Genomic DNA, 19,060 nt, shown 5'->3' on the forward strand with positions numbered 1-19,060 from the left:
ACTTTCTGCGGGTCGAGCCAGATACGCATGGCGTAGTCGCCGGAGCCGAACAGCTGCACTTCGCCCATGCCAGGCAAGCGGGCCAGCTGGTCCTTGATGTTCAGCACCGCATAGTTACGCAGATACAGGTCGCTGTAGCGGCCATTCGGCGATTGCAGGTGGACCACCATGGTCAGGTTGGGCGACGACTTCACGGTCGTCACGCCGATCTGGCGCACTTCCTCCGGTAGGCGTGGCAGCGCGCGCTGGACGCGGTTCTGCACCTGCGTCTCGGCTTGCTCCACGTTGGTGCCGATCTTGAAGGTCACGGTCAGCGCCAGGGCGCCGTCCGAGGTGTTTTGCGAGGACATGTACAGCATGTTCTCAACACCGTTGATCTGCTCTTCCAGCGGCGCAGCCACTGTTTCAGCAATAATCTTCGGGTTCGCGCCCGGGTACTGTGCGCGCACCACCACGGATGGCGGCACCACGTCCGGGTATTCCGAGATCGGGAGATTGAAGATGGCAATCAGCCCCGCCACGAAAATCAGGATCGATAAGACCGCCGCGAAAATCGGCTTATCGACAAAGAAGCGTGAAAAGTTCATTGGTTCTTATTCCTTAGAAGTGCCAGCTTTGCCGTCCGATGCGGCGACTTTGGCGTCTTTCTTTTGTTCTGGTTTCTTTTCCTGCGCAGGAGCCGCATCCGGATCGAAATCCATCGCCACGGTTTGTGCAGTCACCGGCGCACCAGGGCGCACGCGCTGCAGGCCATTGACGATAATCTTTTCGCCCGGCTTCAGGCCATCGCGCACCAGGCGCAAGCCGTCGATGACCGGACCCAGCTTCACAGGACGGTATTCAGCCTTGCTGTCGGCACTGACCACGAACACGAACTTGCGGTCCTGGTCGGTGTTCACGGCGCGCTCGTTGATCAGCAGCGAATCGGTTTTCGCTTCGCTGCCGCCCAGCGATACGCGGGCGAACAGGCCTGGCGCCAGGGCGCGGTCCTTGTTCTCCAGCGTGGCGCGCATGCGCACGGAGCCGGTACGGGTGTCGAGCTGGTTGTCGACGAATTCCAGCTTGCCTTCATGCGGGAAGCCTTCTTCGTTGGCCAGGCCGATCTTCACGGTGGCTGGCTTGCCGCGCTGGGCAAGGGCGCCGACGCGCAGATAGGTGGCTTCATCACCGTCGAAGCTGGCGTAGATGCGGTCCAGCGATACAACGGAAGTCAGCACGGCGTTCTGGTCCACCAGGTTACCCAGGGTAATCTCGGCTTTCGACACGCGGCCATCGATAGGCGACACCACATTGGTGTAGGTCAGATTCAGCTTGGCCGCTTCGGAAGCAGCAGCAGCGGCGCGGGCCGATGCGTCCAGTTCCTTCTGCGCGGATGCACGTTCGTCGAACTCGCGCTGGGCGATGGCTTTATCGGCCAGCAGTTTTTCAGCGCGGGCCAGTTCAACGCGGGCCAGATCAGCCTTGGCGCGTGCCGAGTTGGCAGCGGCTTCGGCGCGGTCGGCTTCCGCTTTGAACGGACGTGGATCGATCACGAACAGCACATCGCCTTTCTTCACTTCGCTGCCCGGCTTGAAGTTCACGGCGGTGATAAAACCGGAGACGCGTGGACGGATCTCGACACGGTCGATGGCTTCCAGGCGGCCGGAAAATTCCTGGGTCTCGATGACAGGCTTCTGCACCACCACGGCGGCGGAGATCGGAGGACCGCCGGCTGCCGGGGCTTCAGCAGGCTTGCTGTTCGCCGAGTCGCAGCCAGCGAGGATGGCCGCAGCCAGCCCGCCGACGGCGAGGGCGGCGACCAGCGGTCGCGCCAAAGTTGTTAGTTGTTTCGTGCTTTTCATTTATTAACCCCTTTGTATGAAAATAACTAATAGAGATGGCGGCGGCGCGCGTCACACCAAAACGCAAGGAAAAAGCGGCCCCCTGTGCCTGACAGGCACATTTTTTTATGGAACTTCTTTTTGGAAACTAGATCGTTTACAAATATACTGCCGGCCCGACAATATGTAAACGTTTATGTATATTTATAGGCTGTTAAACTTTAGCCGGTGGGTTCTCCATCCCATCGAGGCCATTGATAAAGCCGGCCATTTCCTGCAGGGCGAACACCTTGCAGGCACACTCGTTGCGGGCTTCCTGGTCTTGCAGGGGCGCCGCAGGCATCCGCCGCACCGTCGTCTTGATACCGCAAGAGATCAGTTTGGCGCCGTATTGTTCAGCTTCGTCACGTAATGGGTCATCCTCGGCGGACAGAATCAGGGCCGGAGGCAGGTTCTTCAGCCGGCTCGACTGAAGGGGCGACGCGTACGGGTGGGTACGGTCGGCAGCATTGGGGAGGTAACCGCGGTAGGCTGCAGCGCACGTCTCAGCCACCTGGGCCTTGGCGGCACAATTGGGCATCTCGCGCATGGAGCCGGTGGACAGGCCGGGGTCCAGCATCGGCATAATCAGAATCTGGCCCGCCAGCGGAGGGCCGCCGCGGTCGCGCGACATCAGGGTCGTGACGGCGGCCAGATTGGCGCCGGCCTCGATGCCGGCAGTCAGCATGCGCTTGCCAGTCCAGTTCAGTTTGGTCTTGTTCTTCTTGGCCCACAGCAGCACGGCGTGGGCGTCTTCCACCGCGGCCGGGAAAGGGCTCACGGTAGCAAGGGTATAGTTCGAGGCCAGGATCACATGGCCGGTATTGCAGCTGACCAGATGGCGCAGGAAAGCATCGGCTTCCTCCAGATCGCCCTCGACGAAGCCGCCGCCGTGGAAGAACACGATCAGCGTCTCGCGCTTGGCGGTCGCTGCGCCCGCCATATACAGGCGGGCTGCCAGCGGACCCTGGGCGCCGCGCACTTCAATATCGCGGATCTTCAGGTCGGGCGCGAACTCCGGCGCGGTCTGCTGCATGGCGGTCATTGCTGTACCGCCTCCGGCGCGGACGCCGTCAGTGCGAGGTCAGGCGCGCTGGCGTCGCTCAGCACCACATGGGTGAGTGCCGCCACGCCGCGGGCTTCAGCTCGCGCAGCGCTCGAATACTCGTCGGTATAGACCATGCCGGCCAGCGCGAGCGCGCTGAGCGCAATGGCTACCAAAGCAAAAAATCCATCCCTGAATCCCATGATCAACTCCTTTCCTGGTTACCGCAGCGTTCACTTTTTTGCTGCAGTACGAGAATCATAAACTTCCACTAGAATATGATAAAGAGAGCAATGACGAATTGATTGTTCAGAATCTCGAACAATAGGGTGTCCGAATGAATAAACTGCAAGCGATGGAAGTGTTCGTCCAGGTGGTCGACGGCGGCGGCTTTACGCGCGCGGCCGAGGCGCTGCAATTGCCGAAGGCCACGGTGTCGACATTAGTTGCCTCACTGGAACAGGCGCTGGCCGTCAAGCTGCTGCACCGTACCACGCGCCAGGTGACTGTCACGGCCGACGGTGCTGCCTATTATGAACGCTGCCTGCGCATCCTGGCGGACGTCAAGGATGCGGAAGAGTCCATCTCCCGCACCCGCCTGTCGCCCAGCGGACGGCTGCGGGTAGACGCGCCGACCGGCCTGTCCGGCGATATCGTGGTGCCCGCGCTGCCGGATTTCTTCGAACGCTATCCCGACATCTCGCTGGAACTGGGCAGTAGCGACCGTCTGGTCGACCTGGTGGAAGAGGGCGTCGATTGCGCCATTCGCGCCGGCGTGCTGGCCAATTCCAGCCTGATTGCCCGCCGCGTCGGCATCCTGAGCTTTATTGCCTGCGCCGCCCCGTCCTATCTGGAGCGCTATGGCATGCCCAGACACCCCAATGAACTGGAACGCCACCGCTGCGTGAACTATTTCTCGTCCAAGACCGGCAGGATCTTCCCGTGGGACTTCAACCGCAGCGGCGAACGCATCGAGCTGCCCCTGCCGGGCGCGATCGCGCTGAATGACTCGAATTCCTATGTGCAGGCTGGCCTGGCCGGACTGGGTGTGCTGCTGATGGCTGACTTCCAGGCACGTCCGCATATCGAAAGCGGCGCGCTGGTGCCGGTGCTGACCGACTGGAGCACGGACTCGATTCCTATCCATGTGGTCTATCCGCAGAATCGCCACCTGTCCGCCAAAGTGCGCGTGTTCGTGGAGTGGGTGGCCGACCTGTTTGCCGCCCATCCTGCCATGCGCCTGCGCCCATTGGCCGCGCCGCAACCCGTATCGTTAGAGGCAATCGTATGACCCACCGCATCGTCTTCCTGGACCGCGACAGCATCATCGCGGACATTCGCCGTCCTTCGTTTGCCCATGAATGGGAAGAGTATCCCTCCACCAGCGCGGCGCAAGTTGCCGAGCGCCTGCGCGGCACCACCATCGCGATTACCAATAAAGTCCCGGTGCGCGCCGACACGATCGCGCAGCTGCCGGAGCTGAAGATGATTGCCGTTTCCGCGACCGGCACCGATAACGTGGACCTGGCGGCAGCGCGTGAGCGCGGCATCCTGGTGTCGAATATCCGCGGCTATGCCCATGCGACCGTGCCCGAACACACCTTCGCCCTGATGCTTGCGCTGCGCCGCCAGTTGCTGGCCTATCGCGCCGACATCGAAGCGGGCCTGTGGGAAAAGGCGGACCGCTTCTGTCTGTTCCACCATCCAATCCGCGACCTGCACGGCAGCCGGCTTGGCCTGTTTGGTTACGGCGCTTTAGGCAAGCAAGTCGCACACCTGGCCCGCGCCTTTGGCATGGAGGTCGTCGTGCACACACGCACGCCGGTCGAGGGCGAACATAATGTGAGCTGGGACGAACTGGTGGAAACGTCCGACGTCCTGAGCCTGCACGCGCCCTTGACCGACGCCACCCGCAACATCATCGGCGCCGCCGAACTGGCGCGCATGAAGCCAGGCGCCATCCTGATCAACACGGCGCGCGGCGGCCTGGTTGACGAAGCAGCGCTGGCCGATGCGCTGCGCGGCGGCGTGATCGCCGGCGCCGGCTTCGACGTGCTGTCCAAGGAACCGCCAGTGCCGGACAACCCGCTGCTGCATCTGAACCTGCCCAACTTCATCCTCACCCCGCACTCCGCCTGGGCCAGCGGCCAGGCCATGCAAGGCCTGGCCGATCAACTGATCGACAACATCGAAGCCTTCGTGCGCGGCGCACCGGCCAATCTGGTCTGATTCAAAGGCTGAGAAGCGGCTGGCCGAGGCGCTTTTTCAGGAAGTCGATGAACAGGCGGCTGCGTGCGGGGAGCTGGCGGGTGTCCGTCACTGCGTGCACCAGCACCGGGTCCATTTCCCAATCGGGCAGCACACGTTGCAGGCGGCCGGTTTGTACTTCGAGGCTGGCCATTTGCGGATCGACTGCCGTGATGCACAGGCCTGCCGCCGCCAGCGACAAGGCAACCGCAGCGTTGTTGGTGCCGTAGCGCGCTTCCGCCTCCACCTGCACCGTTTCGCCGCCGCGGCGCATGGTGCGCCAGATGTCGGGCGAGCGTGCATGCGTCGAGCGGCCGCACAGTACGTGCCTGGCCAGATCGTTGGCGTGATTCAGCGGCGGCGAGCGGCGCAGATAGTCGGGCGAGGCGTACATATAGCGCGGCAGGGCCGCAATCTGGCGCACGATCAGGCGCGACGGCGTGGTCGGCGCCGGGCCAAGGCGGATGGCCAGGTCATAGGGCTCCGACTGCAAATCCACCATATGCGTTGATACGTCGAAGTCGAACTTGATCATGGGGTAGTCGCGGGCGAATTCCGGCATGATGGGCGCCAGATAGCCGACCGCAAAACTGGATGTCAGCGACACGCGCAACAAGCCCATCGGCCGCTCGGCCAGATCCAGCAAGGCCTCGTGCGCGCTCAGGGCTTCTTCCACGATGCACTCGCAGCGCTTGAAATAAGTCTCACCGGCTTCGGTCAGTTCGACCCGGCGCGTGGAGCGGTTCAGCAGTTTCAGTCCGATCGCCTTTTCCAGCTCGGCGATATTGCGGGACAGGGTGGAATTCGGCATGTCCAGCACTTCGGCCGCGCCGCGGAAGCTTTTGTGGCGGGCGACTTCCACAAACAGCCGCATATAGTTCAGTACGTCCATCGATTGCTCCATTTTCGGGATACTCAATTCAATTATACGTATTTATCCCAATGGCGAAACAATGCAAAATGGATACTCACTTGCAAAGGAGGAATCGAAATGCTCACTGCTTTCACAAACGATGTCCGCTGCAACCCGGTCGCCACCAAGGGCGAATTCAAGCGTGCGTTCTGGCGCCAACTGTTCAAAATCCTGGGCGGGCTGATCCACTTCTAGGCTATGATTGCCGCTTTGGCAAACGTGGTCGGAGTGGCTGTTGATTTCTAGTGCGTTGTTGGACGGGATTCCCGGAGTCCGTTACGGCTTCGGCCGAGCGGATGAGCTGGTGCCGCAAGCGCTGCAGAGCTTGTGGGACCTGCGCCCCATCAAGAAACAGGTGCATGGCATCCACGCTGCGCACATCACCACGCCGCGGCAGGAAGTCGGCCACGCCGACGCTTTCTATACCAGCCAGCCGGGCATCCCGGTCAGCGTGATCACGGCTGATTGCGTGCCGCTGCTGCTGGCGCGCCGCGATGGCGGCAAAGTAGCAGCCGTCCATGCCGGATGGCGCGGACTTTACGACGGCATCATCCCTTCGGTGCTGGATACGCTGCACGGCGGCGAGGACTGGGTTGCCGTCATTGGTCCAACCATCTGCGCGCCATGCTATGAAATCAGCGAAGAACTGGCGGCTGATTTCGCGCGGCGTTTTGCCGGTATGCCGCGTGAAGCCGTACTGCCCACCCATCGCCACCTCGATCTGCGCGCCGTCGCCGAGCATCAGTTGCGGCAGGCGGGCGTGACGCACATAGAACACGTCGGCGGCTGCACCTGCTGCGGCCGGGACAAGCAAGGCGGAACGACCTTCCGCAGTTACCGGCGGGGCGACCGCAACTCGCAGCAGCACGCCGGCCTTTATATCACCCACAAGGAGACAACTTGAAAGCTCTCGCAGCAATGATCCTGGCCGCGCTGTCCGCGTCGGCCATGGCTGGCGCGCCTGAATGGAGTGCGCCGCACCAGCCTTTCCAGATTTACGGTAATACCTATTATGTGGGCACGGAAGGCATCAGCGCCGTGCTGATTACTTCGCCGAAAGGCCATGTCCTGATCGACGGCGCTACGGGAGAAGGCGGCAAAGTCATCGCCGATAACGTGAAGACGCTGGGCTTCAAGATGAAGGACGTGAAAGTCATCCTGAATTCGCATGCACATTACGACCACTCGGGCGGCATCTCCCACCTGCAAAAGCTGAGCGGTGCGAAAGTGCTGACCGGTGCCGAGGGCGCCAAAGCCCTGAGCAGCGGCACGACCGCGCCGGAAGATCCGCAATTCGGCACCATCAACGACTTCGAACCGGTCGCGAATGCGCATGCGGTGAAAGAAGGCGAAGTGGTGAAAGTTGGCGCGCTGGCCGTCACCGCGCATCTGACGCCGGGCCACACGCCGGGAGGTTCCAGCTGGAGCTGGAAGGTGTGCGACAAAGGCGTATGCAAGAACTTCGTTTACGCCGACAGCCTGACTGCGGTTTCGTCCGACAGCTACAAGTTCACCGCGCATCCTGAAGTGGTCAGCAGCCTGGAAAGCAGCATCAGGAAAATTGGCGCACTGCCATGTGACGTGCTGATTACCGCGCACCCGGAATTCAGCGATATTTTTGAGCGCCATGCACGCGCCGAGAAAGAGGGCGTGGCAGCCTACGGTGACGGCACTTCCTGCCGCAAGCTGGCGGAAGCGTCCAGCGACAGGCTGGCGAAGCGCCTGGAAAGCGAACGCAAATAAAGAAAAAGCCCGCGATTGCGGGCTTTTTTATACGCTGCCGGATTACTTGGCGGCTGCGGTGGTATCAGCAGCTTTGGCATCTTTGTGAGCTGCCTTGTGCTTTTTGTGCTTCTTCACTTGCTTCGGTGCTGGCTGGTCAGCCGATGCCATTGGCTTGTCGGCTGGTGCAGCTGGAGCAGGAGTTTGTGCGAAAGCGGCAGTTGCGAACAGGCCTGCGATCAGAACAGCGATAGTCTTTTTCATGGTCAGTTTTCCTCTAGTGGTTGAACGAACTGCGGTACTGCTTACTTCTTGGCCGGAGCGGCTTCCTTCGACTCAGCTTTGGCTTCGGTCTTCACCTCGGCCTTGGCGACTTTTGCGTCGGCTTTCGCTACTTTAGCATCAGCCTTGGCTTCTTTGGCGTCAGCTTTTGCTTCTTTTGCGTCGGCCTTGGCTTCCTTGGCATCAGCCTTGGCTTCCTTCGCATCTTTTGCAGCCGCTTTGGCAGCGTGCTTGTGTTCTTTGGCTTCCTGCTTCATGTCTTTCGCTTCAGCCTTGGCTGCGGCGGCAGGCGTTGCTGGAGCTGCGGCCGGAGCCGGAGTCTGTGCGAAAGCGGCGGTAGCGAACAGGCCTACGATCAGGGTAGCGATGGTCTTTTTCATGGTACAGCTCCTCGTTGAAAATATCGTGTCAAACGTTTCGGGTTTTTTCCGAAGTGCACTGTTTGTCGTGTCACTTGAGCCAAAAACGTCCCCTGAAAACGACTAGTTGACGGCTATTACACATGGTTACAACTGGCGGAAATCCTTACAATTGTTAGCTGTCGTACTGTGCGGCGTAACGGGACACGCTAGGGTGGCGGAATGAAAGACGCACTCAAGACTTACAAAGCCAAGCGCAACTTCAGCATCACGCCCGAACCGGCCGAAGGCGGCAAGGAGGGCGGGGACAACCGTGTCTTCGTGATCCAGAAGCACTGGGCCACGCGCTTGCATTACGACTTTCGTCTTGAACTCGATGGCAGCATGAAAAGCTGGGCGGTGCCGAAAGGTCCCAGCTACGACACGCATGACAAGCGCATGGCGGTGCATGTCGAGGATCATCCGATTTCCTACAACGAGTTCGAAGGCACCATCCCCGAAAAGCAGTACGGCGCGGGCAAGGTGATCATCTGGGACAAGGGCACCTGGCACCCGCTGGAAGATCCCCGCAAAGGGTACCGCGCGGGGAATCTGAAATTCGAACTGCGTGGCCACAAGATGCACGGGCGCTGGGCGCTGGTGCGCATGAAAGGTAAAGGCGAGAAGCAGGAGCCGTGGCTGCTCATCAAAGAGAAGGACGAATACGTGCGTCCTGCATCCGAATTCAGCGTCGTCGATGAATTGCCGGACAGCGTGAAGTCGCTGCCGATGCCGGATGGTGCAGCGGCTGAAGCGGCGTCGGCCGAGCTGTCCGAGATCGCCAAAAAGGCGCGCATGCCGAAAGAGCTGGCGCCCGAACTGGCGACGCTAGTCGATGAACCGCCGTCCAATCCGAAGGAATGGATCTTCGAAGTCAAATACGATGGCTACCGCATCCTGGCCCGCATTGAAGGCAAGGACATTGCCCTCATCACGCGCAACGGCAACGACTGGACCGCCAAACTCGAACCGCTGCGCGCTGCGCTGGCGAAAATGAAGCTGCCGGATGGCTGGTACGACGGCGAAATCGTGGTTCATGACGAGACGGGCCGTCCCGATTTCGGTCTGCTGCAGCAAGCCTTCGACGGCAAGCGCGTGAACAATATCGTGTACTTCCTGTTCGACGCGCCTTTCCTCGATGGCTACGATTTGCGCCAGGTGCCATTGGCCCAGCGCCGCGAACTGCTGGCGCAGGCGCTTGGCAAATTGCCGGAAAAAAGCATGGTGCGCTACAGCGCGGAGCTGAGCGCCACGCCGCAGGAAATCGTTGCCGCAGCCTGCAAGATGGGCCTCGAAGGCGTGATCGGCAAACGGCGTGATTCGACTTACACCTCGCGCCGGTCGGGCGACTGGATCAAGCTGAAATGCGGGCTGCGGCAGGAATTCGTCATTGGCGGATACACCGATCCGCAAGGCGCGCGCACCGGCATCGGCTCGCTGCTGCTGGGTGTGTACGGCAAGGATGGCGAGCTGCATTATGCGGGCAATGTGGGTAGTGGCTTCAACGAGAAGACCTTGCGCGACCTGATCTCGCGCTTGAAGAAGCTTGATACCGGCACCAGTCCATTTGCGTCCACGCGCGCGATCGCCAGAAAGTCGCATTGGGTGAAACCGAGTCTGGTCGCTGAAATCAGCTTCAGCGAATGGACGCGCAGCGGCTCTGTGCGGCACGCCGTGTTCCAGGGCCTGCGCGAAGACAAGAAGGCAGCCGCCGTGGGCCGCGAGAAGCCGGAACACGTCGAAGACACGACCGAGTCCCCGGCGCGCGGACGCCGCGCCGCCAAGCCTGCAGCAGCCGAAGCTCCCGCCGCGACGGCGGGCGCGCCGACGCTCGCCAGCCGCCTGCCTGCATCGCTCAAGGTCACCAATCCCGATCGCGTGATCGATCCGGTCAGCGGCACCACCAAGCTTGGCCTGATCCGCTACTATGCGCTGGTCAGTGCCCTGATGCTGGAGCACTTGAAGGGCAGGCCGGTCGCGATGGTGCGTGCGCCGTCCGGCGTTGCGGGCGAGCTGTTTTTCCAGAAGCATTCGGAAGTCGGCAAGCTGCCTGGCGTGAAGCAGTTCCCGCAGGAGCTCGACCCCGATCATCCGCCGATGCTGGACATCGCGACTGCGGAGGGTCTGCTGTCCGCCGCCCAGTGGAATGTGGTGGAATTCCACACCCAGAACGCTTTCGGCAAGAACTACGAAAAGCCGAACCGCATCGTGTTCGACCTCGACCCCGGCCAGGGCGTTGAATGGTCGCAGATCCAGGAAGCGGCCCAGCTGGTGCGTGCCTTCCTTGATGAACTTGGGCTGCCGGCCTTCCTGAAAACCAGCGGCGGCAAAGGCCTGCACCTGTTCGTGCCGATCAAGCCTTACTACGACTGGGACACGGTCAAAGCCTTCAGCAAGGAGATCGTCGAGCACATGGCGCGCACCTTGCCGGACCGTTTCGCCTTCAAGAGCGGGCCAAAAAACCGCGTCGGCAAAATCTACATCGACTATCTGCGCAATGGACGCGGCGCGACCACCATCACCGCCTGGTCCGCGCGCACGCGGCCGGGGCTGGGCATCTCGGTGCCGGTGGAGTGGAGTGAGCTGGATAAGCTGCACGGCGGCGATCACTGGACGGTGCAGACGGTTCACACGCGCCTGGATAAGGGCAATGCGCCTTGGGCGGATTACACCAGGAGCGCCGTCAGTATCACGGCCGCCATGAAAAAGCTGGGTATCGTTTAAAACCCAAGGCGTGAACCTGGTGGCTGCCACGCCGTGGCAGCCACCTGCTTTCTGCCGTGGGTTCTAGGCGGCCTTGCGGCGCGCTGGCGTCTTGGTCGCGGCGCGTTTGGCGGCGGCTTTGGTGGCCGCGTGCGTGGTGCTGGTCTTGCGCGCCGAGGTCGTGCTGCGGCCGGACGCCGTGCGCGAGCTGCCATTGCGAGCGGTTGTACTGCGGCGCGGTTTCGCCGGTTCGGCTTCTTCCTCCTCCGCGACTTCCTCGGTCTCCTCGGATTCGGTGTCTGCGCCGCCCTTGCGCTGCCTGGACGGCTTCGCCCCGCCGAGGCTTTGCTTCAGCAGCGCAACAAGGTCCACCACATTCGAGGCTTTCGGTGCGGCTTCCTCTTTCGATGGCTGAGTGATGGTCTTGGTCTGCCCGGCCTTCACTTTTTTATCGACCAGTTTGAGCACGTCTTCACGATAGGTATCGTGGTAATCCTTGGGATTCCACTCATCGCTCATGCCCTCGACCAGCGACAGCGCCATCTGCAATTCCTTATCCGTGATGCCGGACGCCTTGGCGCTGCCCGGCAGCTTCAGGTCTTCCGGACTGCGGATCTCGGTCGCATAGCGCAAAGTATTCATGATGATGCCGTTGCCCACCGCGACCAGGGCGCACAGATGCTGCTTGGTGCGGATCACCACCGTGGCCACCGCCACCTTGGCCGCCTTCTTCAGCGTTTCGCGCAGCAGGGCGTAGACTTTATCGCCGCCGCGGCCCGGAGAAAGATAGTAGGGCGTTTCGTAGAAAGTCAGTGGTACGGAATCCGCATCGACAAAGGCCAGGATATCGATGGTCTGCGTGGCCTTGGGATTGGCCTGGCGCAGGTCCTCATCGGACAGCACGACATATTCGCCGTCCATGTATTCGTAGCCTTTGACGATATTGTCCCAGGTGACTTCCTTGCCCGTGCCCTTGTTATAGCGGCGGAAGCCGATCGGCGAGAAATCGCGCTTATCAAGCATCGTCAGGTCGAGGTCATGGTTCTGAATGGCCGTGTGCAGCTCGACCGGGATATGCACCAGCCCAAAGCTGATGGCGCCTTTCCAGAGCGAGCGTGCCATGGCAGCCTCCTTATTCGCCCACGCTGCCGGTCACCGGCAGCACGATACCTGTAATATAGCTCGCGCAGCTGGGCGCGGCCAGAAACACATAGGCCGGCGACAGCTCCTCCGGCTGGGCCGGGCGGTGCATCGACGTGCCTTCGCCGAATTTCTTCACCTTTTCCGGCGGCGCATCGGAGGGATTCAGCGGCGTCCACACCGGTCCCGGCGCCACGGCATTCACACGGATGCCCTGTTCCAGCACATTCGCCGCCAGCGACATGGTGAAGGCGTGAATGGCGCCCTTGGTAATCGAATAGTCGAGCAGCTTGGGCGAGCCTTTCAGTCCGACCACCGAACCGGTATTAATAATGGACGCGCCTTTCTTCATATGCGGCAGAGCGGCCTTCGCCATGTGGAAGTAGCCGTAGATATTGGTCTTCATGGTCAGATCGAAGCGCTCTTCCGAAATATCTTCCAGCTTCGCCGCGTGTTCCTGATAGGCCGCGTTATTGACCAGCACATCGAGCTTGCCGAAAGCCTGAATGGTTTCGTCCACCGCGTGATAGCAGAACTGCGGGTCGCGCACATCGCCGGGAATCAGAATGCAGCGCTGGCCTTCGGCTTCGACGCAGCGTTTGGTCTCGACCGCATCTGCCTGCTCGTCGCTGAGATAGACCAGGGCCACGTCCGCGCCTTCGCGCGCATACAGCACGGCTACCGCGCGGCCGATGCCGGAATCGCCACCGGTGATGATGGCGGCCATGCCATGCAGCTTGCCGCTGCCGCAGTAATCGGGCGCCATGAACTGCGGCTTCAGTTCCATTTCATGTTCCAGACCCGGCTTGGCCAGGTGCTGGTCCGGCAGCGGCGTACCGGGGAAATCGTGGGTGCCTGTTTGCGCGGGCTGCTTGTTTTCTTTCGGCGGCTGGCCGCTGTCGCGCTGGTCCTGCTGTTGCTGGATTTCGCGCTGCATGCTGCCCGCGTCGGCCTTGTTTTCTGACTGTGCCATTGCTGTAACTCCCAATGAGGAAAGACCAGTATTGGCGCTGAGAGCGTTGTGAACCGTGCGCGTCCTCACATAAAAAGAATGTTGCAATAGTTGAATTTATGGCACACTAATGAGATAGAATTTTAATAACAGTTATTGCGGGGAACGCCATGTCTGAAACCGAAGGCCGCCGGGCCCCAGCCGGCCTGTTTCTTAATCCGGCGGACGAGCGGCGCGCCGAATTCCAGGCCGCTTGTGCCGAAAGCTTTGGCCGCCTGTTCATGGTGGACGACGCCGGCATCGCCCAGGACACGCTGGAAGAGCACCGCATCGACCTGCTGGTGCTTGATCTGCGCGGCTACGATACCAGCAGCGCCGCCAGCCTGGCCGCGCTCAGCAGCCTGGTACGCGCCCGCGACGGCGAACCGGTGCTGGTGATCTGCCCCTACGGCAGCACGGTATGGATTCCGGAACTGATGGCCTGCGGCCCCCTGCAATACCGGATCAGCCCTATTCTCAAGGGCGAGCTGCGCGAGGTGGTCGACGCCATGCTGCGTCCACCGCTGGACCCGCAAGCCGCCGCCCAGCAAGCCCTGCTCGACAAGGAGGAGGAGTTGCGCGATCTGTTGGCCATCCAGCGCAGCCTGCAGCGCGCCATGAGCCGCCTGGACGAGCTGCCGCTGATGGCGACCCGCATTTGCGCTTCGCTGTGCAGCTTCCCCGGTGTGTGCCACGCGGCGCTGCTGCAAATGAAGGAGCGCGGCAATCTGGAACTGGTGGCCGAGGAAGAGCGCAATAATCTGGACCTGGCCCAGCTGCTGCAAGGCCGCGAACGCCTGCTGGAGTCCTCGTTGCGCGATGTGTTCCCGCCGCTGCTGGCCGTCAGCTCAGGTGAGCTGGTGCTGCTGGATGCGCCGGAAAAGTCGGGCGAGCCGGAACTGGCCATGGCGCTGCACGACCATCATGTGCGCATGGTGCTGGCGATGCCGTTGCGCAGCGAACCGGGCGGGCCGATTCTGGGGTCGGTGTGCATGATGTTCGACCGCCACATGCAATTCTCGCGCGAGCACTTCTCCTGCTTTAACAGCCTGGCCCAGTTCATCAGCTTCGGCCTGGCGATGAGCGAACTGCGCCAGCAGAACGATGCGCTGGCCGGCACCCTGACCGAAATCGCTACCGTCGACGCGCTGACCGGCGCCGTCAACCGCCGCGAAGGCGAGCGCACCCTGGATGCGGAAGTGCGCCGCGCCCGCCGCTACAGCCTGCCGCTGGCGTTGATCGCCTTCGACATCGACAATTTCCGTTCCGTGAACGACATCTACGGCTACCCGATCGGCGACCAGGCCTTGCGTGTGGTGGCCGACACCGTGCAGAGCCGTCTGCGCAATTCGGACACGCTGGCGCGAATGCGCGGCGAAGAATTCCTCATCATCGCGACCCACACTTCGGCCATCGATGCGCTGAAGCTGGCGGAAAAGCTGCGCGAAACCATCGCCGATACCGAGCTGCCGGGCTGCGACACGGTGACCATCAGCCTCGGCGTGGCGCAGCTGGCGCCCGACGAGGGCGGGGCGGATGCGCTGAGGCGCCTGAGCGACGCACTGCACCGCGCCAAGCGCGCGGGCCGCAATTGCGTCGAGCTGGCGATGGCGCAATAAAAAAAGAGCGGCAAGTCCGTTCAAGCGGACCGCCGCCCAAGCACGATCGGTCTCCCAACCGGTCGCTACACCCCGGGAGGATGTTCTTACATCTTTTCGAGCACGGTGGCGACGCCCTGGCCGCCGCCCACGCATTGGGTGGCCAGTGCATAACGGCCGCCCGTGCGCTGCAGCAGGGACGCGGCCTTGCCGGTGATGCGCGCACCGGTCGCGCCCAGCGGGTGGCCGATCGCCATGCCGCCGCCATCGATGTTCAGGATTTCCGGATCGAGTCCGAGTTCGCGGATGCTGGCCAGTGCCTGCGAAGCAAAGGCTTCGTTCACTTCCGCCACCGACAAGTCCTGCACACTAATGCCCGCCTGGGCCAGCGCCTTGCGCGTGGCAGGAACGGGACCCATACCCATGAAGGCAGGATCGACGCCAGCGGAAGCCATGCCGATAATGCGGGCGCTCGGCTTCAGACCGTGTTTGCGGGCGAATGCCTCGCTGGTCACCAGCACCGCGGAGGCGCCATCGGTCAGCGGCGAGGACGTTCCGGCCGTGACCACGCCATCATCGCGGAAGGCCGGCTTCAGCCCCGCCAGCGCTTCGGGCGTGGTGGCCGGGCGGATGCAGCCGTCTTCGGAAATGGTGTCGCCATTGGCCGCGACCACGGGCACGATCTCATCTTTCAGCAGACCCGCTTCGCGCGAGGCGGCAGCCTTGCGGTGCGAGTGGTAGGCCAGCATTTCCTGGTCGGCACGCGCCACCTTGTATTCGCGCGCCACATTCTCGGCGGTTTCGCCCATGCTGATATAGGTATCGGAGTTCTCGTACAGTTCCGGGTTGGGCGAGAAGTTAAAGCCACCCTGCGGCACGAAGGTCATGGACTCGACGCCCACGCACAGATAGGCTTCGCCCAGGCCCGCTTCAATCTGCGCGGCGGCGATATGGATCGCCGACATCGACGAGCCACAGAAGCGGTTCACGGTCATGCCCGGTACTTCAAACGGAAAGCCTGCCAGCAGCGACACCACGCGCGCCAGGTTATTGCCCTGCGAGGATTCGGGATAGGCGCAGCCGAGGATCACGTCATCCAGCAAGCGCGGCTCGATGCCGGTGCGCTGGATCAGGCCTTTGACTACCTGGGCCGCGATATCGTCGGGACGGGTTTCGGCCAGCTTGCCTTTGCGGGCGAAATGGAAGGGGGAGCGCGCGTAGGCGCTGATTACGGCTTTCATCGTTTCTCCTTTACTGCGGGCCGGCGGTCTTGCATTCGCTGCGATCCCCGCTAAAATGTTTAAATTACGAGCGTCATCAATTTCAGTATATATTACGATCATAATTATTAAAGTCAAGGTGAGATCATGAGAGTGAGTCGGGAGCAGGCGGCCTTAAACCGCGAACGTATTGTTGAAGTGGCATCAAAATTATTCAGGGAGAAGGGTTACGAAGGCATCGGCGTGGCCGACCTGATGAAGGGCGCAGGGCTGACGCATGGCGGCTTCTACGGCCATTTCGAGTCGAAGGAGGACTTGCTGGCGGAGGCATGCGGCAAGGCGATGGAAGGCTCGGTAGCCAAATGGCAGAAGATTCTTGCCAAGGGGGCAGGCGAGCCGCTGTCGGCATTGGCGCGGGCCTATATGACTACCGCCCACCGCGATAATCCCGGCATTGGCTGTGCCGTGGCCTCGCTGGGTCCGGATGTGGCGCGCGCGGGCGACCAGGTGCGCCATGCCTTCACGGAAGGTGCGCGGGTTCAGCTGCGCATGCTGGCCGACACGCTGGAAGGCTCGCCGGAAGAGCAGATGCGGCAATCGATCGCGGCCTACGCGGCCCTGATCGGAGGCCTGGTACTGTCGCGCGCCGTCGACGATCCTAAACTATCGAAAGAAGTGCTGGAGGCAGTAGTCGCGCAGCTGGAGAAGGCGTGATAATGTTGCGCCTTGTCTAGTTCTTTCGGATGATGAATGCTGCAATGGTTGAGGAAGTACAGCGGCGACAAGCTGCCCGGTGATATCAGCGCCGGGATTGTTGTCGCCATGATGATGATCCCGCAGGGCATGGCGTATGCCCTGGTGGCGGGACTGCCGCCGGTGACCGGCATCTACGCCAGCATTCTTCCTCCCATCATGTACGCGGTGTTCGGCACCAGCATGACGCAGTCCGTGGGACCGATGGCCATCGTGTCCCTGATGACGGCGGCCGTGATCTCGCCGCTGGCGCCGGCCGGCTCGGGCTTGTATCAGGTCCTGGCCGGGCAGCTGGCCCTGATCGCTGGCCTGGTGCTGCTGCTGTGCGGCTTGTTGCGCATGGGCTTTCTCGCCAATTTCTTTTCCCGTCCGGTGATGAGCGGCTTTACCGTCGGCTCGGCCATTGTGATCGCACTGGGCCAGGTCAAGCCGCTGCTGGGCGCGGACTTCCCCCATTTCCACCTGCCGAGCGCCGCGCTGGGCGTCGGCGCGCTGGCGCTGCTGGTGGTGGCGCGCAGCCATCTGGCGCCGCTGCTGCGCCTGTGCGGCATGAAACCGTCCAGCGCCGATATCGCGGCACGGCTGGCGCCGATGTTCGTGGTCTTGCTGGGTACTGCCCTGGTGCCGCTGCTGGGACTGGAAGCGATGGGCGTGAAGACCACCGGGGCCGTGCCGTCCGGCCTGCCGCAGCTGAATCTGGCCACCTCGCCCGCACACTGGCGCGTGCTGCTGCAACCGGGGCTGCTGATTGGCTTTGTCGTGTTCCTGATTTCGATGTCGGCCGCGCAGGCGCTGGCATTGAAGCGCAACGAGAAACTGGTCAGCAATTATGAGCTGATCGGCCTGGGTGCTGCGAATGTGGCGAGCATGGTGTCCGGTGCGTTTCCGGTGACGGGATCGATGTCGCGCACCGCGGTCAATTTCGCGGCGGGGGCGCAAACGCCGCTGGCCAGCGTGGTCACCGCGGCACTGCTGGCGCTGGCCCTGATCGCGCCGACCGGCTGGCTGGCGCTGCTGCCGCTGCCCGTCCTGGCCGCGACCATTATTGTCGCCGTGCTGGGGATGCTGGAACTCGACACCTTGCGCACCTCCTGGCGCTACGACCGGGGCGATGCGCTGGCCTGGGTTGCGACCGGCGCCGGCGTGCTGGCGTTTGGCGTGGAAGCGGGCGTGATGATTGGCGTGGCGCTGTCCATGGGCACCCTGATCTGGCGTGCCAGCCGTCCGCATATCGCGGTGCTGGGCCGTATTCCGGGCACCGAGCATTTCCGCAACGTGGAGCGCTTTTCCGCCGAGACGCTGGCCGACATGCTGATGCTGCGCGTGGACGCCAATCTCTTCTTCGGCAATGTGGAAGCGGTGAGCGAGCGCATTGAAGATGAGTTGCGCAGCCATCCAGGCACGCGCAACCTGGTGCTGGTGATGTCCGCCGTCAGCTCGATCGACACCACGGCGCTGTTCGCGCTGGGCGAGCTGAATCTCAGCCTGAAAAGGCGCGATATCGGCCTGCACCTGGCCGAAGTAAAAGGCCCGGTCATGGACCGCTTGCGGCACAGCGAGCTGCTGCCTACACTGAACGGGCGGATCTTCCTGAGTACCGCCATCGCCTGCGATCATCTGCAAGGCGCGCATCATGAAAAATAAGATCGAATACAAACCGCGCGATCCGTCCATCTGGCCCGCGCATCTGCAGGCCAAGGCCATCTGCGCGGAACACAACCGTGCCGCGCCGGAGGAACGCGCCGCAATACTGGAACGCTTGTTCGGTGCGCCGACCGACGCCTACTTCGAACCGCCGTTTTTCTGCGACTTCGGCTACAACCTCAAGATCGGCAAAAACTGCTTTGCCAACCACAATCTGGTGATCCTGGACTGCGCGCTGGTGACGATCGGCGACGATGTCATGTTCGGCCCGAATACCGTGCTGTCGGCCGCCAGCCACGCCACCGATCCCGGCATGCGGCGCAAAGGGCTGGAATATTCGCTGCCCATCACCATCGGCAATAACGTCTGGATCGGCGCCAACGTGACCGTGCTGCCGGGGGTAACCATCGGTGATAACTGCACCATCGGCGCGGGCAGTGTGGTCAGCAAGGATGTCCCGCCCAACAGTATCGCCGTCGGCAATCCCTGTAAGGTCGTCAAATCCTGCTGAAGTAGCTAACAAATGGTTGCAGAGCGTTGCAATT

At 62.1% G+C, this 19,060-nt stretch carries 19 protein-coding genes; 9 read left to right on the forward strand and 10 right to left on the reverse strand.

Going from position 1 to position 19,060, the window contains the following annotated elements; genetic code table 11:
• The 4 genes from AB4Z19_RS04630 to AB4Z19_RS04645 all read right to left on the reverse strand — a co-directional run.
• A partial coding sequence (locus AB4Z19_RS04630) for an efflux RND transporter permease subunit (protein WP_442034455.1) occupies window positions 1–587 on the reverse strand: 587 nt, incomplete at its 3' end.
• Window positions 588–593: 6 nt separating this feature from the next.
• The gene (locus tag AB4Z19_RS04635) at window positions 594–1,841 is read right to left on the reverse strand and encodes an efflux RND transporter periplasmic adaptor subunit (RefSeq protein ID WP_442034457.1); all 1,248 of its coding nucleotides are present in this window, start codon (window positions 1,839–1,841) and stop codon (window positions 594–596) included.
• Window positions 1,842–2,034: 193 nt separating this feature from the next.
• Window positions 2,035–2,904, reverse strand: a complete 870-nt coding sequence (locus tag AB4Z19_RS04640; RefSeq protein ID WP_442029723.1) for an alpha/beta hydrolase — start codon at window positions 2,902–2,904, stop codon at window positions 2,035–2,037.
• Window positions 2,901–3,107 (reverse strand): hypothetical protein, encoded by a 207-nt coding sequence (locus AB4Z19_RS04645; RefSeq protein ID WP_442029725.1) that lies wholly within the window; start codon window positions 3,105–3,107, stop codon window positions 2,901–2,903. Before AB4Z19_RS04645 ends, AB4Z19_RS04640 begins: the two co-directional genes overlap by 4 nt.
• A gap of 134 nt (window positions 3,108–3,241) precedes the next feature.
• On the opposite strand from AB4Z19_RS04645, the gene AB4Z19_RS04650 reads away from it, so the two are divergent.
• Together AB4Z19_RS04650 and AB4Z19_RS04655 are read left to right on the forward strand one after the other, a co-directional pair.
• Window positions 3,242–4,195, forward strand: a complete 954-nt coding sequence (locus AB4Z19_RS04650; protein ID WP_442034459.1) for a LysR substrate-binding domain-containing protein — start codon at window positions 3,242–3,244, stop codon at window positions 4,193–4,195.
• On the forward strand, window positions 4,192–5,133 hold the full coding sequence (locus tag AB4Z19_RS04655) for a D-2-hydroxyacid dehydrogenase (RefSeq protein WP_442034461.1): 942 nt from the start codon (window positions 4,192–4,194) through the stop codon (window positions 5,131–5,133). The genes AB4Z19_RS04650 and AB4Z19_RS04655 overlap by 4 nt, the downstream gene beginning before the upstream one ends.
• 1 nt (window position 5,134) lies before the next feature.
• On the opposite strand, the gene AB4Z19_RS04660 is transcribed toward AB4Z19_RS04655, so the two are convergent.
• Window positions 5,135–6,043, reverse strand: coding sequence for a LysR family transcriptional regulator (locus AB4Z19_RS04660; protein ID WP_442029036.1), 909 nt, complete (start codon window positions 6,041–6,043; stop codon window positions 5,135–5,137).
• A gap of 256 nt (window positions 6,044–6,299) precedes the next feature.
• Between AB4Z19_RS04660 and AB4Z19_RS04665 the strand changes: the two genes are divergently transcribed.
• A complete protein-coding gene (locus AB4Z19_RS04665; protein ID WP_442029035.1) occupies window positions 6,300–6,968 on the forward strand; it encodes a polyphenol oxidase family protein in 669 nt (222 codons plus the stop codon).
• Window positions 6,965–7,807, forward strand: coding sequence for a subclass B3 metallo-beta-lactamase (gene bla, locus AB4Z19_RS04670; RefSeq protein WP_442034463.1), 843 nt, complete (start codon window positions 6,965–6,967; stop codon window positions 7,805–7,807). The genes AB4Z19_RS04665 and bla overlap by 4 nt, the downstream gene beginning before the upstream one ends.
• 42 nt (window positions 7,808–7,849) lie before the next feature.
• Here bla and AB4Z19_RS04675 read toward each other — a convergent pair whose 3' ends face one another.
• The gene (locus AB4Z19_RS04675; RefSeq protein ID WP_442034465.1) at window positions 7,850–8,050 is read right to left on the reverse strand and encodes a hypothetical protein; all 201 of its coding nucleotides are present in this window, start codon (window positions 8,048–8,050) and stop codon (window positions 7,850–7,852) included.
• A 41-nt stretch (window positions 8,051–8,091) separates the two neighbouring features.
• Window positions 8,092–8,448: a hypothetical protein gene (locus AB4Z19_RS04680; protein WP_442029529.1), complete on the reverse strand. Its 357-nt coding sequence runs from the start codon at window positions 8,446–8,448 to the stop codon at window positions 8,092–8,094.
• Between the two features lie 201 nt (window positions 8,449–8,649).
• On the opposite strand from AB4Z19_RS04680, the gene ligD reads away from it, so the two are divergent.
• On the forward strand, window positions 8,650–11,190 hold the full coding sequence (gene ligD, locus AB4Z19_RS04685) for a DNA ligase D (protein ID WP_442034467.1): 2,541 nt from the start codon (window positions 8,650–8,652) through the stop codon (window positions 11,188–11,190).
• Window positions 11,191–11,253: 63 nt separating this feature from the next.
• Here the strand turns inward: ligD and ku are convergent, their stop codons facing one another.
• Both ku and AB4Z19_RS04695 read right to left on the reverse strand, forming a co-directional pair.
• Window positions 11,254–12,291, reverse strand: coding sequence for a non-homologous end joining protein Ku (gene ku / locus AB4Z19_RS04690; protein ID WP_442026995.1), 1,038 nt, complete (start codon window positions 12,289–12,291; stop codon window positions 11,254–11,256).
• Window positions 12,292–12,301: 10 nt separating this feature from the next.
• Entirely contained in the window at window positions 12,302–13,282 is a 981-nt protein-coding gene (locus tag AB4Z19_RS04695; RefSeq protein ID WP_442026994.1) for an SDR family oxidoreductase, read from the reverse strand.
• A gap of 149 nt (window positions 13,283–13,431) precedes the next feature.
• Here AB4Z19_RS04695 and AB4Z19_RS04700 point away from each other — a divergent pair, with 149 nt between their 5' ends.
• Window positions 13,432–14,919, forward strand: a complete 1,488-nt coding sequence (locus AB4Z19_RS04700) for a GGDEF domain-containing protein (protein WP_442026992.1) — start codon at window positions 13,432–13,434, stop codon at window positions 14,917–14,919.
• An 86-nt stretch (window positions 14,920–15,005) separates the two neighbouring features.
• On the opposite strand, the gene AB4Z19_RS04705 is transcribed toward AB4Z19_RS04700, so the two are convergent.
• Complete coding sequence (locus AB4Z19_RS04705) at window positions 15,006–16,139, reverse strand: thiolase family protein (protein WP_442026990.1); 1,134 nt, start codon at window positions 16,137–16,139, stop codon at window positions 15,006–15,008.
• A 126-nt stretch (window positions 16,140–16,265) separates the two neighbouring features.
• Between AB4Z19_RS04705 and AB4Z19_RS04710 the strand changes: the two genes are divergently transcribed.
• From AB4Z19_RS04710 to AB4Z19_RS04720, 3 genes are read left to right on the forward strand one after another with little or no spacing between them, the layout of a single operon-like run.
• A complete protein-coding gene (locus AB4Z19_RS04710) occupies window positions 16,266–16,832 on the forward strand; it encodes a TetR/AcrR family transcriptional regulator (protein WP_442034469.1) in 567 nt (188 codons plus the stop codon).
• Between the two features lie 36 nt (window positions 16,833–16,868).
• Window positions 16,869–18,515 carry a SulP family inorganic anion transporter gene (locus AB4Z19_RS04715; protein ID WP_442034470.1) on the forward strand — a complete coding sequence of 549 codons (1,647 nt, stop codon included), beginning with the start codon at window positions 16,869–16,871 and terminating at the stop codon, window positions 18,513–18,515.
• Window positions 18,505–19,026, forward strand: a complete 522-nt coding sequence (locus AB4Z19_RS04720; RefSeq protein ID WP_442027685.1) for a sugar O-acetyltransferase — start codon at window positions 18,505–18,507, stop codon at window positions 19,024–19,026. Before AB4Z19_RS04715 ends, AB4Z19_RS04720 begins: the two co-directional genes overlap by 11 nt.
• Window positions 19,027–19,060 lie beyond the last annotated feature (34 nt).

It is taken from the genome of Pseudoduganella sp. RAF19 (assembly GCF_052114165.1).
Taxonomy (GTDB): Bacteria; Pseudomonadota; Gammaproteobacteria; order Burkholderiales; family Burkholderiaceae_D; genus Rugamonas.

Bases quoted from the DNA above. Each gene is read 5' to 3' on its own strand.
- AB4Z19_RS04635 (WP_442034457.1), bottom strand. From the start codon at position 1,841: ATGAAAAGCACGAAACAACTAACAACTTTGGCGCGACCGCTGGTCGCC.
- AB4Z19_RS04640 (WP_442029723.1), bottom strand. From the start codon at position 2,904: ATGACCGCCATGCAGCAGACCGCGCCGGAGTTCGCGCCCGACCTGAAG.
- AB4Z19_RS04645 (WP_442029725.1), bottom strand. From the start codon at position 3,107: ATGGGATTCAGGGATGGATTTTTTGCTTTGGTAGCCATTGCGCTCAGC.
- AB4Z19_RS04650 (WP_442034459.1), top strand. From the start codon at position 3,242: ATGAATAAACTGCAAGCGATGGAAGTGTTCGTCCAGGTGGTCGACGGC.
- AB4Z19_RS04655 (WP_442034461.1), top strand. From the start codon at position 4,192: ATGACCCACCGCATCGTCTTCCTGGACCGCGACAGCATCATCGCGGAC.
- AB4Z19_RS04660 (WP_442029036.1), bottom strand. From the start codon at position 6,043: ATGGACGTACTGAACTATATGCGGCTGTTTGTGGAAGTCGCCCGCCAC.
- AB4Z19_RS04675 (WP_442034465.1), bottom strand. From the start codon at position 8,050: ATGAAAAAGACTATCGCTGTTCTGATCGCAGGCCTGTTCGCAACTGCC.
- AB4Z19_RS04680 (WP_442029529.1), bottom strand. From the start codon at position 8,448: ATGAAAAAGACCATCGCTACCCTGATCGTAGGCCTGTTCGCTACCGCC.
- ligD (WP_442034467.1), top strand. From the start codon at position 8,650: ATGAAAGACGCACTCAAGACTTACAAAGCCAAGCGCAACTTCAGCATC.
- ku (WP_442026995.1), bottom strand. From the start codon at position 12,291: ATGGCACGCTCGCTCTGGAAAGGCGCCATCAGCTTTGGGCTGGTGCAT.
- AB4Z19_RS04695 (WP_442026994.1), bottom strand. From the start codon at position 13,282: ATGGCACAGTCAGAAAACAAGGCCGACGCGGGCAGCATGCAGCGCGAA.
- AB4Z19_RS04700 (WP_442026992.1), top strand. From the start codon at position 13,432: ATGTCTGAAACCGAAGGCCGCCGGGCCCCAGCCGGCCTGTTTCTTAAT.
- AB4Z19_RS04705 (WP_442026990.1), bottom strand. From the start codon at position 16,139: ATGAAAGCCGTAATCAGCGCCTACGCGCGCTCCCCCTTCCATTTCGCC.
- AB4Z19_RS04710 (WP_442034469.1), top strand. From the start codon at position 16,266: ATGAGAGTGAGTCGGGAGCAGGCGGCCTTAAACCGCGAACGTATTGTT.
- AB4Z19_RS04715 (WP_442034470.1), top strand. From the start codon at position 16,869: ATGCTGCAATGGTTGAGGAAGTACAGCGGCGACAAGCTGCCCGGTGAT.
- AB4Z19_RS04720 (WP_442027685.1), top strand. From the start codon at position 18,505: ATGAAAAATAAGATCGAATACAAACCGCGCGATCCGTCCATCTGGCCC.